This is a genomic window from Collinsella sp. CLA-ER-H11, assembly GCF_040092445.1.
Taxonomy (GTDB): Bacteria; Actinomycetota; Coriobacteriia; order Coriobacteriales; family Coriobacteriaceae; genus Collinsella.
In genome coordinates this window covers 243,939-259,808 of sequence record NZ_JBBNLN010000002.1, presented here as the reverse complement: position 1 = coordinate 259,808, position 15,870 = coordinate 243,939, and the positions used below count along the sequence as shown (strand labels likewise).

The 15,870-nt window shown below is 61.9% G+C and carries 12 protein-coding genes; 4 read left to right on the top strand and 8 right to left on the bottom strand.

Going from position 1 to position 15,870, the window contains the following annotated elements; translation table 11 throughout:
* Positions 1-25 precede the first annotated feature (25 nt).
* On the top strand, positions 26-775 hold the full coding sequence (locus tag AAAX35_RS02685; protein WP_138340724.1) for an SDR family NAD(P)-dependent oxidoreductase: 750 nt from the start codon (positions 26-28) through the stop codon (positions 773-775).
* 345 nt (positions 776-1,120) lie between these two features.
* Here AAAX35_RS02685 and AAAX35_RS02680 read toward each other — a convergent pair whose 3' ends face one another.
* Positions 1,121-2,683, bottom strand: a complete 1,563-nt coding sequence (locus tag AAAX35_RS02680; RefSeq protein WP_006234446.1) for a cation:proton antiporter — start codon at positions 2,681-2,683, stop codon at positions 1,121-1,123.
* 184 nt (positions 2,684-2,867) lie between these two features.
* On the opposite strand from AAAX35_RS02680, the gene AAAX35_RS02675 reads away from it, so the two are divergent.
* A complete protein-coding gene (locus AAAX35_RS02675; protein ID WP_349116661.1) occupies positions 2,868-6,614 on the top strand; it encodes a phosphoribosylformylglycinamidine synthase in 3,747 nt (1,248 codons plus the stop codon).
* A 99-nt stretch (positions 6,615-6,713) separates the two neighbouring features.
* Positions 6,714-7,649 carry a DMT family transporter gene (locus AAAX35_RS02670; protein ID WP_226790398.1) on the top strand — a complete coding sequence of 312 codons (936 nt, stop codon included), beginning with the start codon at positions 6,714-6,716 and terminating at the stop codon, positions 7,647-7,649.
* Positions 7,650-7,759: 110 nt separating this feature from the next.
* Here the strand turns inward: AAAX35_RS02670 and AAAX35_RS02665 are convergent, their stop codons facing one another.
* From AAAX35_RS02665 to AAAX35_RS02650, 4 genes are all read right to left on the bottom strand, one after another.
* A complete protein-coding gene (locus AAAX35_RS02665) occupies positions 7,760-8,902 on the bottom strand; it encodes a diguanylate cyclase (RefSeq protein WP_349116660.1) in 1,143 nt (380 codons plus the stop codon).
* A gap of 189 nt (positions 8,903-9,091) precedes the next feature.
* Entirely contained in the window at positions 9,092-10,114 is a 1,023-nt protein-coding gene (locus AAAX35_RS02660) for a 2-keto-3-deoxygluconate permease (RefSeq protein ID WP_195544283.1), read from the bottom strand.
* Positions 10,115-10,264: 150 nt separating this feature from the next.
* Positions 10,265-10,588 (bottom strand): AzlD domain-containing protein, encoded by a 324-nt coding sequence (locus AAAX35_RS02655; RefSeq protein WP_349116659.1) that lies wholly within the window; start codon positions 10,586-10,588, stop codon positions 10,265-10,267.
* Complete coding sequence (locus AAAX35_RS02650; RefSeq protein WP_196032218.1) at positions 10,578-11,234, bottom strand: AzlC family ABC transporter permease; 657 nt, start codon at positions 11,232-11,234, stop codon at positions 10,578-10,580. Before AAAX35_RS02650 ends, AAAX35_RS02655 begins: the two co-directional genes overlap by 11 nt.
* Before the next feature lie 162 nt (positions 11,235-11,396).
* Between AAAX35_RS02650 and AAAX35_RS02645 the strand changes: the two genes are divergently transcribed.
* A complete protein-coding gene (locus AAAX35_RS02645) occupies positions 11,397-12,209 on the top strand; it encodes an HD domain-containing protein (RefSeq protein WP_196032215.1) in 813 nt (270 codons plus the stop codon).
* On the opposite strand, the gene AAAX35_RS02640 is transcribed toward AAAX35_RS02645, so the two are convergent.
* From AAAX35_RS02640 to AAAX35_RS02630, 3 genes are read right to left on the bottom strand one after another with little or no spacing between them, the layout of a single operon-like run.
* Positions 12,206-13,411 (bottom strand): electron transfer flavoprotein subunit alpha, encoded by a 1,206-nt coding sequence (locus tag AAAX35_RS02640; protein ID WP_196032212.1) that lies wholly within the window; start codon positions 13,409-13,411, stop codon positions 12,206-12,208. The genes AAAX35_RS02645 and AAAX35_RS02640 overlap by 4 nt on opposite strands.
* On the bottom strand, positions 13,412-14,227 hold the full coding sequence (locus AAAX35_RS02635; protein ID WP_349116673.1) for an electron transfer flavoprotein subunit beta/FixA family protein: 816 nt from the start codon (positions 14,225-14,227) through the stop codon (positions 13,412-13,414).
* Between the two features lie 2 nt (positions 14,228-14,229).
* Complete coding sequence (locus AAAX35_RS02630) at positions 14,230-15,831, bottom strand: FAD-binding oxidoreductase (protein WP_349116658.1); 1,602 nt, start codon at positions 15,829-15,831, stop codon at positions 14,230-14,232.
* Positions 15,832-15,870 lie beyond the last annotated feature (39 nt).

Genomic DNA, 15,870 nt, shown 5'->3' with positions numbered 1-15,870 from the left:
TCCGCCCGCGATGAGAGGAAATACCATGTTGCTCGAGGGCAAGAAAGCAATCATCACCGGAGGCACGCGCGGTATCGGCTATGCCATCGCCTGCCGTTTTATCGAGGAAGGCGCCGCCGTCACCGTCTTTGGCTCGCGTCAGGAGACCGCCGATGCGGCCGTTGAGAAGCTGACAGCCGCCTATCCCGACGCCAAGGTCTGGGGCCGCTCCTGCGACCTCACCTCACTCGAAGCCGTGACCGAGGCCTTTACCCAGGCTGCAGCCGACATGGGCGGCTTGGACACGGTCGTCAACAATGCCGGTATCTCCCAGCGTTCACCCCTCTTGGACTACACGGCCGAGGAGTTCGCAAAGGTCATGGACCTTAACGTCGTCGCCGTCTTTAATGGCCACCAAGCTGCCGCCAAGATCATGACCGAGGCCGGCCACGGCGGCACCATCACCACCACGAGCTCGATGGTTGCCAAGTACGGCCAGCCCTCTGGCGTCGGCTATCCAACGTCCAAGTTTGCCGTCAACGGCATGGTCCAGTCGCTCTCGCGCGAGCTCGCCCCCATGGGCATTCGCGTCAATGCCGTAGCACCCGGTGTAACCAAAACCGACATGGTCGCCAACCTGCCTGAAGAGGTTATTAAGCCCATCGTCGCCACCATTCCGCTGGGTCGCATGGGCGAGCCCGAGGATGTCGCCAACGCCTTTGTTTTCCTGGCGAGCGACATGTCCTCCTATGTCACGGGCGCCGTGCTCCCCGTCGACGGAGCCGCCCGCTCTTAAGGGACCACAAGCCTCAGCTCCCAGCCTCAACATAGTCCAACAAAGAAGGCGCGCCGTCTGCATCAACTGCAGGCAGCGCGCCTTCTTCTGTTTGAAAGGGAAGCTGTGTCCCGGAATTCCGACTCAGACCGGGACGCAGCTTCCCTCAGGGCCATGTTTCGGAAAGAGCGCCCCGTTTTGAACGCCGATTCTGGGATACCGTTTCCGCAACGGATCTCTCGCGGAAACTGCATCCCACTCTGAGCGCCCATTCCGGGACACAGTTTCCCAACGGCCCCCGTTTCGGAAACCACATCCCGTTCCGAGCCTTCAAAGCGGGACGCGGCTTCCCCGAGAGAGTATCGACTACTTGCCGTCGTCGTCCTCGGCTTCTTCTCTTGCATAGAGCTCCAGCATGCGGCGGCGGTATTCGCGCACGGCGAGCTTGGCGCGCTCCAGGCGGCGACGCTCACGCGGGGTCAGCTCGGACGGGTCGACCTCGTCTCCATAGGTCTTATCGGCAAGCAGGTGCGCCGCGTCCACAATACGGGCATCGATGTGGCCGCTCGCCGCCTCGGCGGAAAGACGCTCGGCAATCGTATCGAGCGTAGGCAGGCCCTCGAATACGCGACCATGGCCATGCGAAGTCAGCAGCTCATGCTCGCGCGCGAGCAAGCTCGCTAGGTCGTGATGGGCGCGCAGGATGTCAAGCGCATCGGATGGATGCTCGGCAACCTCTGCCACGGCGGCGACCGGTGCGGCGTCGACCACGCGGTAGAAGAGCTGCGCGAGCAATGGCATCAAGAACACCGTGATGGCACCGGCGGCAACCATGACCGACGCAATATCTTGCGACAGCGCACCCGCGTTGACGGCAACGCTCGTAACGGCAACGATGATCGGCAGGGCCGTGGTGCAGTACAGGGCCACGGTAATGCGACCATACGCCGACACATCGCGCGTCGCAGGACAAATGCTCATGGAAATAAGAATGGGCACGGCACGAATAATCAACAACGCCACGATAAAGCCCACGAGCAGACCCGGGCGCGACGCCACGGCCGTCAGATCGATCTTTGCGCCCGATACGGTAAAGAACACCGGAATCAAAAAACCGTAGGCCAGACCGTCGAGCTTGGTCTCGAGCGTATGGTTGCCCTCGGGGATGATATAGCGCAGGACAAAGCCGGCGGCAAAAGAACCCAACACGATGTCGAGATCAAAGACAGCCGAGAATGCCACGAGCGTGACCAGGATGAGCACCGTCAGGCGCACGAAGGTCTGCGACGTGGTATCGGCGCGTTCCTCGACAAACGCAAAGAAGCGGCTGCCGACGCGCTTGGAGCGGCTCGGGACCACGGCCAGCAACACGCAGACCACCGCAAACAAGCCAAGGATTACAAGCGTTTGGATGCCGGTGCGGGCAGACAGCAGCACCGACATGGCAAGCACAGGGCCGAGCTCACCCCAGGTGCCATACGCGAGAATCGAGTCGCCCACGCGCGTGCCGGTGAGCGAGCGCTCACGCATGATGGGCACGAGCGTACCGAGCGCCGTCGAAGTGAGGGCAAGCGTCACGGCGATACCGTCGAAATGACTGACCGAGAACCACGGGGTAAAGCGCACGGCAAGCCAGGCGATACCAAACGTGACGACCCACGTCGCCAAGCCGTAGCGTCCCTCGACGCCCGTGATGCTCTTGGGGTCGATCTCAAAGCCGGCAAGCAGGAACAAGAAGGCCAGGCCCAGCTCGGACACAAGCGAGACCTCGGCATCTACATGGATGACGCCGAGCATATGAGGTCCCAGCACCGCGCCGAGCACGAGCAAAAAGACCGTCTCAGGAACGGGTTTTCCGGGAATCGCCGAGGCGATAAAAGGACTCGCAAAGGCCACGAGTGCGATGATGGCGAGCGAAACGAATGCCATGTGATGCCTTTCTCTTGTTTGCGCTTCACTGTAGCATCCTCGCCGTCCTCAACGCGCCGCGAGCTGTCGTATCATAGTGAGGTTTACAAACATGTGGCTCAAGGCGACCGCAGGGCAGACCCCGCAAACCGACCGCTGCCGCATACCGTACCGTACGCCCAACCGATCAGGAAGGCAGGAACCAATGGTCTCTCGTATCTACGTGGAGAAGAAACCCGGGTTCGACGTCGAGGCTCAGCAGCTCAAGGGCGAGCTGACCGAAATTCTCGGCATCAAGGGCATCGAGGCCCTGAGGATCATCAACCGCTACGACGTCGAGGGCATCGACGAGGAGCTTTTCCGCTCCTGCGTGCCGACCGTCTTTAGCGAGCCCCAGGTCGATGTGACCTACGACGAACTCCCCGCAAGCGATGGCGCCGTCTTTGCCGTCGAATTCCTGCCTGGCCAGTTTGACCAGCGCGCCGACTCCGCCAGCGAGTGCGTGCAGCTCATCAGCCAGGGCGAGCGCCCCGCCGTGCGCTCCGCCAAGGTCTATATGATCTCGGGCGCTCTGGACGAGGCCGCCATCGATGCCATCAAGCACTACGTGGTGAACCCCGTCGAGGCACGCATCGCCTCGCTCGACCTGCCCGAGACGCTGTACATGGAGACCCCCGAGCCCCAGCCCGTCGAGGTGCTCGACGGCTTCCGCGAGCTCGACGAGGCCGGCCTTGCCGCCTTTATCGCCGATCGCGGCCTTGCCATGGACGAGGCAGACATCGCCTTCTGCCAGCAGTACTTCCGCGATGAGGACCGCGACCCCACCATCACCGAGATCCGCGTGATCGACACCTACTGGTCCGACCACTGCCGCCACACCACCTTCGGCACCGTCCTGGACGACGTGACGATCGACGACGCCGTGGTGCAGCAAGCCTTCGACCGCTACATGGAGATGCGCCACGAACTCGGCCGCGACGCCAAGCCCGTCTGCCTCATGGACATGGGCACCATCGGCGCCAAGTACCTTAAGAAGACCGGCGTCATGACCGATGTCGACGAGTCCGAGGAGATCAACGCCTGCACCGTCAAGGTGAAGGTCGATGTCGACGGCGAGGACCAGGACTGGCTGTTCCTGTTTAAGAACGAGACCCACAACCACCCGACCGAGATCGAGCCCTTCGGCGGTGCCGCCACCTGCGTGGGCGGCGCTATCCGTGACCCGCTCTCGGGCCGCAGCTATGTGTACCAGGCCATGCGCGTCACCGGCGCCGGCGACCCCACCGTCCCGGTTTCCGAGACGCTCGAGGGCAAGCTGCCGCAGCGCAAGCTCGTGACTACTGCCGCCGCTGGCTACTCCAGCTACGGCAACCAGATCGGCCTTGCCACCGGTCAGATCAACGAGCTCTATCACCCCGGCTACGTGGCCAAGCGCATGGAGGTCGGCGCCGTCGTGGGCGCTACCCCGGCAAACCACGTGCGCCGCGAGTGCCCCGCCCCCACCGACAAGATCATCCTGCTGGGCGGCCGCACCGGCCGTGACGGCATCGGCGGCGCCACCGGCTCCTCCAAGACTCAGAACACCGAGTCCATCGAAACCTCGGGCGCCGAGGTCCAGAAGGGCAACGCTCCGGTCGAGCGCAAGCTGCAGCGTCTGTTCCGCCGCGGCGATGCCTGCCGTCTGATCAAGCGCTGCAACGACTTTGGCGCCGGCGGCGTCTCGGTCGCCGTAGGCGAGCTTGCCGACGGCCTGTATGTCGACCTGGACACCGTGACCAAGAAGTACGACGGCCTAGACGGCACCGAGCTCGCTATCTCCGAGTCCCAGGAGCGCATGGCTTGCGCCGTCGCCGACGGTGACGTCGAGGAGTTCATGGGCTACGCCGCCGAGGAGAACCTGGAGGCGACCGTTATCGCCGAGGTTACCGCTGAGCCGCGCATGCGCATGGCCTGGAACGGCGTCGCTATCGTCGACCTGTCCCGCGAGTTCCTCAACTCCAACGGCGCACCCAAGCACCAGGTCGCCCACGTGTGCGCCCGTAGCGTGTGGCAGCCCAGCTGGGCCGGCACCACGCTCGCCGAGCGCATGGCCTCGCTCGTCACCGACCTCAACGTCGCTTCCAACAAGGGCCTTTCCGAGCGCTTCGACTCCACCATCGGCGCCGCGACCGTGCTCATGCCCTTTGGCGGCAAGACGCAGCTCACCCCCAGCTCGGCCATGGTCGCCAAGTTCCCCGTGGACGGCGAGACCACCACGGCGAGTGCCATGGCATGGGGCTTCAACCCCTATCTGATGGAGGCCGACCAGTTTGCGGGCGCCTACCTGTCCGTGGTCGAGTCCATCGCCAAGCTCGTGGCTGCCGGCTTTGAGCACAAGCGCGCCTATCTCTCCTTCCAGGAGTACTTCGAGCGTCTGCGCACCGAGGCCGAGCGCTGGGGCAAGCCCACGGCAGCCGTCCTGGGCGCCCTCATGGCCCAAGTCGACCTGGGTGCCGGCGCCATCGGCGGCAAGGACTCCATGAGCGGTTCGTTTGAGGACGAGACCGGCGAGCTCAACGTTCCGCCGACCCTGATCAGCTTCGCCGTCGCCGTGGGCAAGGCCGCCCGCGCCGTCTCGCCCGAGTTCAAGGGCCTCACGCACCGCGTCGTCCGCATCGCCCCCGCCACCTATGGCGAGGACTACCGTCCCGAAGCCCAGCAGTTGCTCGCCGCGTTTGACGCCGTCGAGGCGCTCACTGCTACCGGCAACGCCCTGGCCATATCCACGCCCGGCTACGGCTGCGGCGCCGAGAGCCTCTTTAAGATGTGCGTCGGTAACCAGATCGGTATCGAGCTTGCCGAGGATGTAGACGTGGAGAGCCTCTTCACCCCGCTCTACGGCAGTTTTATCGTCGAGCTCGCCGAGGACGCCGAGCTGCCCGAGGTCGCCGACGGCGTTGTCGTCGAGCCCCTGGGCACCACCGTCGAGGGCTATGTCATCGACACCGGCTCCGAGGTCATCGAGCTCGCCGAGCTCCAGGAGGCCTGGGAGAGCGGCATCGAGGGCGTCTTCGCCTACCGCAGCGCCGGCGAGACCCCCGAGGTCGAGACCATCGACTTCCGCGCCAAGGATATCCACGTGTACGGCGGCGCCAAGATCGCCCGCCCGCGCGTGATCATCCCCGTGTTCCCCGGCAACAACTGCGAGTACGACAGCGCCCGCGCCTTCCGTGCCGCCGGTGCCGAGGCCGACACCTTCGTGATCAACAACCTCACGCCCGAGGCCGTCGCCGAGAGCACCCACGAGCTTGCCCGCCGCATCCGTGCAAGCCAGATCGTTATGATCCCCGGCGGCTTCTCGGGCGGCGACGAGCCCGACGGCTCTGCCAAGTTCATCACGGCGTTCTTCCGCGCTCCCGAGGTCACCGAGGCAGTCCGCGACCTGCTCAAGGCCCGCGATGGCCTGATGCTGGGCATCTGCAACGGCTTCCAGGCCCTGATCAAGCTCGGCCTGGTGCCCTACGGCGACATCGTCGACGCCACGCCCGATGCGCCCACGTTGACGTTCAACACCATCGGTCGCCACCAGAGCCGTCTGGTGCGCACCCGCATCTCGTCCAACTTGTCCCCGTGGCTGTCGCAGTGCAGCCTGGACGACCCCTACACCGTCGCCATCAGCCACGGCGAGGGCCGCTTTGTCGCCAATGACGAAGTGCTCGCCCAGCTGATCGCCAACGGCCAGGTCGCCACGCAGTACGTGGGCGAGAACGGCAAGCCCAGCATGGACCTTTCCGTCAACCCCAACGGCTCCGCACTCGCCATCGAGGGCATCACGAGCCCCGACGGCCGCGTCCTGGGCAAGATGGGCCATGCCGAGCGTCGCGGCGACAACCTGTACCGCAACGTGCCCGAGCATGTCCCCGGCGATAAGTTCATGCCGATCTTTGAGAGCGGCGTGGCCTACTTCGCTTAAACCTTTCCCATCGGGTACAATCCCTTCGGGTAACAACACCCGCCACCGGCACATCCGGTGGCGGGTTCTTTTTTGCTTCGCGCATGTAGGAAGGACATCATGGAAAGCCGCAAGCCGTATCTCGCCACCCTGCCCGGACTCATCCTGGGCTGCCTCGTCTGCTGTGCACTCTGGGGATCGGCCTTTCCCTGTATCAAGATCGGTTACGCACTCTTTGGTATCCCAGCGCACGATAGCGCCTCGCAGCTGCTCTTTGCGGGCTTGCGCTTCACGCTTGCCGGCGCCCTGGTTATCGTTGGGATGAGTGCGGCCCAACGCCGCCCCCTCATTCCGCAGGCTCGCGACATCAAGCCCATCTTTGTCTTGTCGCTCTTCCAGACTATCGGGCAGTACTTCTTTTTCTATCTGGGCCTCTCGCGCGCCAGCGCCATGTCGAGCTCCATCATCGAGGCCAGCGCCAACTTCCTCGCAATCCTCTTTGCCGCCCTGGCGTTTCGCACCGAGAAGCTCAATACGGCCAAGGTGCTTGGCTGTGCGCTGGGCTTTGCCGGCGTCGCTCTCGTCAACCTTTCGGGCGCGGATGGCACCTTTGGCTTCAGGCTCGATGGCGAGGGCTTTATCCTAGCCTCCACCGTCGCGGGTGCCCTTTCGACCTGCCTGATTGGCATCTTCTCGCGCGAGCACGACGGCGTCTTGCTTGCCGGGTGGCAGTTCTTGGTCGGCGGCCTTGTCCTCACCGCCATCGGCTTTTTGATGGGTGGCGCGCTCTCCCCCACGGCGATTGCCCCCGCCATCGCGCTCATCATCTACATGGCGCTTATCTCCGCGGTCGCCTACTCGCTGTGGTCGCGCCTGCTTGCCGTCAACCCCGTCAGCCGCGTCTCGGTCTTTGGGTTTATGAACCCCGTCTTTGGTGTGCTGCTGAGCGCGCTGCTGCTCGGCGAAGGCGCGGGCACGAGCCCCGTTACCGTCATCGTTGCCCTACTGTTGGTTTGCGGCGGCATCATCATCGTAAACAAGCCCAAAAAGGCCTAGCGAACTGCCTCGTTCCAAGAAAAAGACGAGGCGCATCTTCGACAGCCGCTACTAATCCCGCCAACGCAATAGGGGCGCACGACCATCAATGCGGTCGTGCGCCCCTTTTCCTAGCGTATCTGAACGCCAGCTTTCTTTTTCTCGGCCTTGACGCGGTAAAGCTCCGCATCGGCAGCGCGAAGTAAGTCTTGCCAGGTATCAACACTATCGCCGACCCGCGCGTAACCGATGGACATCCGCAATGCATACGGCACCTCGGCATGCGCGAGCTCGTCGTTGATTGTCGCGCACAGATGCATGATATCCCATTCCGCCACTGCCTTTTGGAGCACCACGAACTCATCGCCACCGTAGCGTGCGATAAAGCCACCAGACGCCGAGCAGACCTCTTTGAGCGCAGCGGATATAACCTGAAGAGCATGGTCGCCCTCCACATGTCCATAGCGATCGTTAATCTGCTTAAAGCCGTCGGCGTCCATCATGAGCAGATACACATCTTCGGCCTGATCCACATTTGAGAAGAGCGACAGGATATAGGTCTCAAAACGGTTGCGATTGTTGAGGCCAGTCAACGGGTCGGTCGAGATGAGCTGCTCCTGGCAGATAATGTAGAGCAGCAACATGCTAATCATTATGCCGACACAAAGGCCAGGCACCGAGTATACGATCTGAAAGGTACCGCCCACCAGGGCCGGAATGGCGAAAAATGCCAAGGTTCGATAGATAGCCTTCGTCTGCAGGCTCTCGACCCTGCGAGATTGCACAAACGCATGCAGGGACGTATGTATAACGTAACAGTAGCTGACAATGGGCTGGATCATATAGGCAAAGCCGCGACGATACACGCCCTGCGAATCGATATAGAACAAGGCGTGCGTCCAGTAACTGGTAAAAGCCAGCACGACCACCAGAGCCGTAGGCAACGTTACAAGCACCACCCTATAGCGCGAGGTCACAAGGCGAGAGCCCTGCATCGTCTCGGAATAGATAAACCAAATGAGACACGCGATGGCAAAGAGCGAAAACGAAACCGCGTTGGAAATCCAGTTGGCAGCAATACCCAACGTGCCGTCCGCACCATCCGAAAGCGTCCAGATCATATCGAATAATATGTACGCGGCAGAGGTGTAGCCAAGCATGCTAAACAATAGCTGCAGGGTGCTCGAGAACAAGGAGCGACGACTTCGCGCGGCAAGCCCGATAAGAACAATCATGCATAGCAGGAATATCTCAATCTTGAGTGCCTTAACCACTAGACGCCATCCCTTCAATATCCGAATGGTCAGAATCGCCCAATTCAAATCAGGGCAATAAACACCCCTTTACTCCGCAGGGGTAAAGGGAATCATAGCAAAGCGCCCGAACATCACTGCAAAACAGTTTCTGTTCGGGCGCTCGGACGGCGCGAATTGCACGCCGGAATCAATTATCGGTAACGGCCGTTACTCGCCATCGATGTCGGTCGCGACGGCCTCCTCGATGGCCTCGACACCGGCAGGCGACAGGTCCTCCTTGCCCTGGCAGAACTTCTTGTCGACCCAGCCGGTCAGAATCGGAGCCATGATTGCCGTGATGATAACGGCAGTGGCGATCTGGGCGTACGCGGTGGGCGCAAGCTCGGCGTAGCGCGGCGCGACCTCGGCGAGAGCAACCGGCGTGGTCATAGCCGTGCCGGCGATGGTGGAACAAGCCACGGCAGCCTTGCCGTTACCACCGCACAGGCGCTCGAACGCAAAGGTGATGGGACCGACGACAAACAGCGTGACAAGGCCCAGCAAGATGCCGGAAATACCGCCGGTGATAAAGCTCGACAGGCTCATGGACGCGCCAAGCTGAAATCCGATGACGGCAATCGCAGGGTTGGAACCGGGAACCAGCAGGTTCTTGATAAACGGGAACAGGTTGCCCAGAACCATGCCGATAACGAGCGGCAAAATGGAGCCGATGATAGTACCGACAGGGATGTTGGCAAGACCCGAAACACCAAGGATGATCATCGTGACGGCGGGGCCGGCCGTAAAGAACAGGATACCGACGGCGCCCTGCTCGGACTCATCGCCGAACTCGCCCATGATGCCCGTATAGAGCGCCATGTTGCAAAACGTAATGCCGCCGATGATAGACACGGAGCTCAGACCCAGGAAGTTGTCGTTAAAGAAATATGCCACGCCTAGGCCGAGAGCCGCTGCGACGACCAGCTTGGGAATCAGCACGACGATACCGGTCTTGATGGCGCCCGGCGTGGACTTAAAGCTGATGCCGGCGCCCACGAACAGCAGGATCGCGGCGACGATGGTATTGGAGCCACCGCGGCAGGCAGCCGTAAAGAAGCCGCCGATCTCAAAAACCTGCGGGCAGAAGGTGTTGAGCAAAAGACCGACGATCATCGGATAGATCATGATGTCGCCCGGGATGCGCGGAACCTTGAATTTCTTTTGCTCGTTGGCAGTCGCTTCCTGTGCCATGAAACCCCCATTTCCGCTGACGCGGAACAAAAGCCCACGTCATGCTTTGCTACAGTAAAGTTTGACCATGGTACCAGAAGAAATAGACCAGCTCGGTGAAAAATTCGACAAGTTGGGATGGAACGAGATTCGGCGCCCGCGACGCCACCCCTATATAAGGCTCAAGACGATATAGAGTACGATGCCCGAGACGCAGCACCACAGCATCGATTTTGTCTTGACCGCCACGACCACGACGCCGGCGGCCGCAATCCAGGGAACCAAGGCAGGCCAGAGTCCCGCGTCGAACGCGCCGGGGCTCACCAAGTCGTTGGCGACCAGCGCGGCAAAGGCAGCGGGCGGGATATAGCCCAGGGCCTCGGTAATACGGGGCGACAGGGTCCGCCCGCGCAAGGCGAACGCCGGCGCGATGCGAAAGAACACGATAGCAGCCCACGACGACAGCCACAGAACCAAGAACTCGTTAACGGGCATCGCGGGCACCTCTTCCGTCAAATACAGCATCGCACGCCAACGCAATGGCAATGCCGGCCACGACGCTTGCCGGCACGGCAATATTCGTGAGGCCCAAGAACTTGCATATGGCGACAGACACCGCAGCCATAACAGCAGCCACGACATTGCCGCGCGACAGCCGCTGCGAAAAGAGCAGGCAGATAAAGAGTGAGGTGCAGACAAAGGCTGCAATGGCGGTGGGAACATCGACAACGGCGCCGACGATGGCGCCCGTCGTACACGAAACGCCCCATGTTGCGATAAGGATCACGTTGAGCACGAAGGACTCACGCGGGCCCCAATCCTCCCCTTCAACCAACTTGGCAAGCGAGATGCCGTATGCCTCCTCGGTAAGTGTCGCGGCAACAGCCAGCGTCTGACACTTCGAGGCACCCGTCAGATGCGGCGCGATCGATGCCGAGTAAAGCGCAAAACGCGAGGAGACGGCGGCGACGCTCGCGACGATCGATGCTGCAGGCACACCCGCCAGCCACAGGTTGCAGATCATAAACTGCCCGCTGCCCGTCACAAACGTGCTGCTCAGAGCAAAGACCATCCAGGGCTCCATTCCCGTCTGCCCCATGATCATTCCGCACGGCGCGCCTATTGCAACATAGGTAAGCATCACCGGCCAGACGGTTCTAACGATTTTGAGCACCATACGCTTCTCACCCTGACAAGGTCTCCGAGCCGCATGTAGCGATACGGCAGAATCATCATCCGACAGCAACCGAGTTCACCTACAATTGCCACCGGATCGAAAGACACAACTTTTTAGGAAGTCATTATGACAGCTATCGATCGAGACCGGGCGCGCGCGGCCTTCAAAAGCTACACCGATGCCTACGACGCCACCAACCCACGCATCGCGCTCAAAATCGAGCATACGTACCACGTGGCCGAGGCATGCGATGCCGTAGCGCGCGAGCAGGGCTGGTCGTCAGAAGATATTGACCTGGCATGGCTTTGCGGCCTGCTACACGATATGGGCCGCTTTGAGCAGCTGCGACGCTGGGACACCTTTAAGGACGCCGAGAGCATGAGCCATGCGGCGCTGGGCATCGAGGTCCTCTTTGGCGAGAATCCCGCCGATGCACCCGCCACGACAAACATCCGTGACTTTATCGAAACCGGTGCACATGACGAGCTCATCCGAGCGAGCATCGCCTATCACAGCGACTTTCGCCTGCCGGCACTACTCGACGAGCGTACACGGTGCTTCTGCGATATCGTGCGCGATGGTGACAAGATCGACATTATGCGCACCATCGCCGACAGCACCGTCGACACCATCCTCAAGGTGGACGAGAAGACGTTTCTCGGCAGCCGTTTCTCGTCGCCGACACTTGCCGCCTTTGACGAGCACCGCTGCGTCGCACGCGATGAACGCAACGAGCCCGCAGACTACCTGGTGGGACTCATCTGCTTTATGTTTGAGCTCGTCTATCCAGCAAGCCGCGCGCTGGCGCGCGAACAGGGCGATATCCACCGCCTGCTCGACGCGCCCTTTGGCATTACGCGGCCCTTTACCGACCCCGCCACGCAGGCGACTTGGAGCCGCCTTAAGGACGAGATGCGCGACTGGCTGGCGCGCGCCTAGCGCTCAAGCTGGGCCAGCAGTTCCTCGACGACCTCGACGGCATCGCCGACAACCTTGTACTGGGCAGCACCAAAGATGGGGGCATCCGGGTCCTCGTTGATGGCGATAATGCACTCTGCCCCACCGATGCCGGCAAGATGCTGGATGGCGCCCGAAACACCGATACTCACGAGAAGCTTGGGCGAAACCGATACGCCGGTCTGGCCAATCTGATGGCGATACTCCAACCAGCCGGCCTCCACGACAGGTCGCGTGCAACCAAGCTCGGCTCCCAGAGCCTCGGCGAGCCTTCGCATCAGGGGCAGATTCTTCTTGGAGCCAATGCCGCGGCCCACCACGACCAAGCGTTCGGCATCGGCGATCGAGGCCTGCTGCCTCCACTCCTCGGCGGGAATCGAGATCTCGACACGAGCCTTAGCATCATCCGCAAGCGATATCTGGGTGATCGTGCCGGAGCGGTCGTAGTCAAAGTCGGGCGCCTTAAAGATGCCGGGACGAACCGTTGCCATCTGGGGACGATGATTGGGGCAGACGATGGTGGCCATCAGGTTGCCGCCAAACGCCGGACGCGTCTGTTGCAGCAGTCCCGTCTCCGTATCCATCGAAAGTACGGTGCAGTCAGCCGTAAGGCCCGTCTGCAAGCGCACGGCAACGCCGGGTGCCAGTTCGCGGCCAAAAGCGGTCGCACCGTATAGGATGGCCTCGGGTTTGCGTTCGGCTACCAAATCGCAGATCAAGCGGGCGTAGACCTCCGCATCGTTTTGGCGCAGGCGCTCGTCGCGACAGGCCAGGACTTCGTCGGCGCCCGCGCAAACCAGATGCTCCAGGTCGCCGAGAGAACCCTCGGGACCCATACCGATCAGTGCCACCAGACGGCAGTCGCGAGCATCGGCAAGCTCGCGGCCCTTGCCCATAAGCTCATAGGCAACGGGAGTCACCGTATCGTGCTCGTCGGTCTGCGCGAATACCCAAATGTCTCGATATGCATCAAGGTCCACCGCACCAGCGGCCTCGTCACGCTCGATCGAGATAGCGTTGACAGGGCAGGCGTCGACGCACCCACCGCATAGGATGCAGCCGTCGGTTACGCGGGCGCATCGGCTGGGTCGCTCGCCTTCCACTACGATGCCGCCCGAGGCACAGGCGCGAACGCAGCGACCGCAGCCGATACAGGCTTCGCTATCGATAATCAGTCCGCTCATCTATGCCATCCCCTCGATAATCTTGGCAAGCTTTGCCGCCTGCTCGGACGCCGTCCCCTCAACGGCCTCGCACGTTTGGTCACGGTCGGGCACAAACGAGCGCACGACCTGTGTCGGCGACCCGGCAAGACCGCAACGCGCGGGGTCGGCGTTCACGTCGGCGGCACTGACCACGCGCACGTCCGCCTCCTCCGCCGCGCGAATACCGGCAATACTCGGCATACGCAACTGGCCAATCTCCTTGGCAGTCGTCATCGCGCACGGCATCTCAAGATAGACCGTCTCCTCGCCGGCATCGCAACCGTGAACGAGCGAAAGCGCACCGCACGTCGTAAAACCTACGCTCTGCACGCAGCTCACATCGGTCACGCAGGGAATCTCAAAGGCGCCGGCAAGCTCGGGGCCAATCTGGGCCGTATCGCCATCCACCGCCATCTTGCCGCAGATGAGCAGGTCGAAGTCCTCGTCGAGCGCTTCGATGCCGCACTTGAGGGCATAGGTGGTTGCCAGGGTATCGGCGCCCGCAAAGGCTCGGTCGGTCAGCAGCAGCGCGTCGTCGGCGCCTCGAGCGATGCAGTCGCGCAGCAGCGATTCGGTCGCGGGGATGCCCATCGACACCACCGTCACGCGCACGTCCATGCCAAAGCCGATAAAGTCGTCCTTCAGCGCCAGCGCGCATTCCAAAGCGCTCGCATCAAAGGGATTAATGACCGCCTGCTTGCCATCGCGCACGATGGTATTGGTCTTGGAGTCCATCTTGACCTCGGTGCTGCCCGGCACGGCCTTGACGCACACCACCATATGGAAATCGCTCATCTTCACGCGCCCCCTTTCTGGACGAGCTCATCCAAGAGCTTCTCCGAAAACAGGTTACCGCGACCCAGCTGCCCGGCAGGATCGAGCTGGAGCTTGAGCCGCGCCGACTCGACCATGGCCTCGTGACCGTACATCGTCTCCAAGAAGCCCGCCTTGATCTTGCCGACGCCGTGTTCTGCGGAGACGGCACCGCCCATGGCCGTGACCTCGGAAGCCCACTGGGCAAAGAGTTCTCCGCCGCGGCGATAATCCTGTGCATTGCGCGGCAGAATGTTCACATGCAGATGGTTGTTACCGATATGCCCCCAAGCGGCAGATTCAAGCCCACTTTCCGCCAGCGTGCGGCGATAGAGGGCGATAACATCGGCCAAGTGCGCGTTGGGCACCGACATGTCCGAACCCAGTTTGGTGATGGTGGGATCCATGCGGCGGCGCTCGTCGATGAGCATGTTGACGCTCTCGGGCACCGCATGGCGGAAGAATCGCTGACACTCGCGATCGACCTCGGCGCGCGCGACCCATGTCGCATCGTCACTGCTGCCCGCAAGCTCCAGTACCCACCCCAAGTGATACAGCTCCTCAATCGCCTGGGCTTCGTCGTCGCAGTCGAGCTCCACGTAGACACAGACCTTGGCGTCTTTGTCGAGCGCAGGCAGCGAGGCAAACGCCGTCGACTGCTCGCGCTGGCGACGTAGAATATCCAGGGCGCCAGCATCGAAGTACTCGATGGCAGCCGCATGGGACAGGACGGGACGCACAGAATCGGTGAAGGACACGGCCTTGTCTTCGCTGTCGAAGAAGCAGCTCACGCCCCAAACGACCGCGGGTGCCACCTGCAGGGCAATCTCGAGCTCGGTGATAACGCCGATTGTGCCACACGCACCGATAAACAGATCGATGGCATCCATATCGTCAGCAACGAAATAGCCCGAAGCATTTTTTGTCTTGGGCATGGTATAGCCGGGAAGATCGAGCTCGAGTGTACGGCCCGCTGCCGTCACGAGCGACAGGTGGCGGCCCTGGGCAAAAGCCTCGCCGCGCCGAAGCTCAAGCAAATCGCCATCAGCCAGCGCGACGTGGAGTCCCGTGATATGTGGGCGCATGGGGCCGTAGGCGTAGCTGCGGGCACCGGAGGCGTTACATGCCGCCATGCCGCCCAGACAGGCAGACGCCTCGGTGGGATCGGTGGGAAAAAACTGCTCGGGAGCCTCTTGGAACTCCTCGTAGGCCTCAAGCGATGCCTGGTCCCAACCAGCGGTCGGCAGCACCTTCTTGCTCAGCTGCTTACGCAGCTCCGAGAGCACAACGCCCGGCTCCACGCGCAGCAGAAATTGGCCTTGTTCATCGCGGCGAAGGCCCAAATAGCGATTCATACGGGAAGTATTGAGGATATGCCCGCCGTGGGGCACGGCGCCGGCGGCAAGGCCGGTTCGGGCGCCCTGAACCGTTACCGGAACACGCTCGACATGGAGCTTTTCCAAAATGGCACGGACCTCGTTTTCCGTTGTCGGAAACGAAATGCTCGAGGCCTCGCCCGATGCGCGAGATTCATCGCGGCCATACTCTTCGAACTCGTCGGTGAAGGGTTTGATGGTTGCAGACACGCGAACTCCCCCTTTAGCTAACTACAGTGTTTGCAGGGA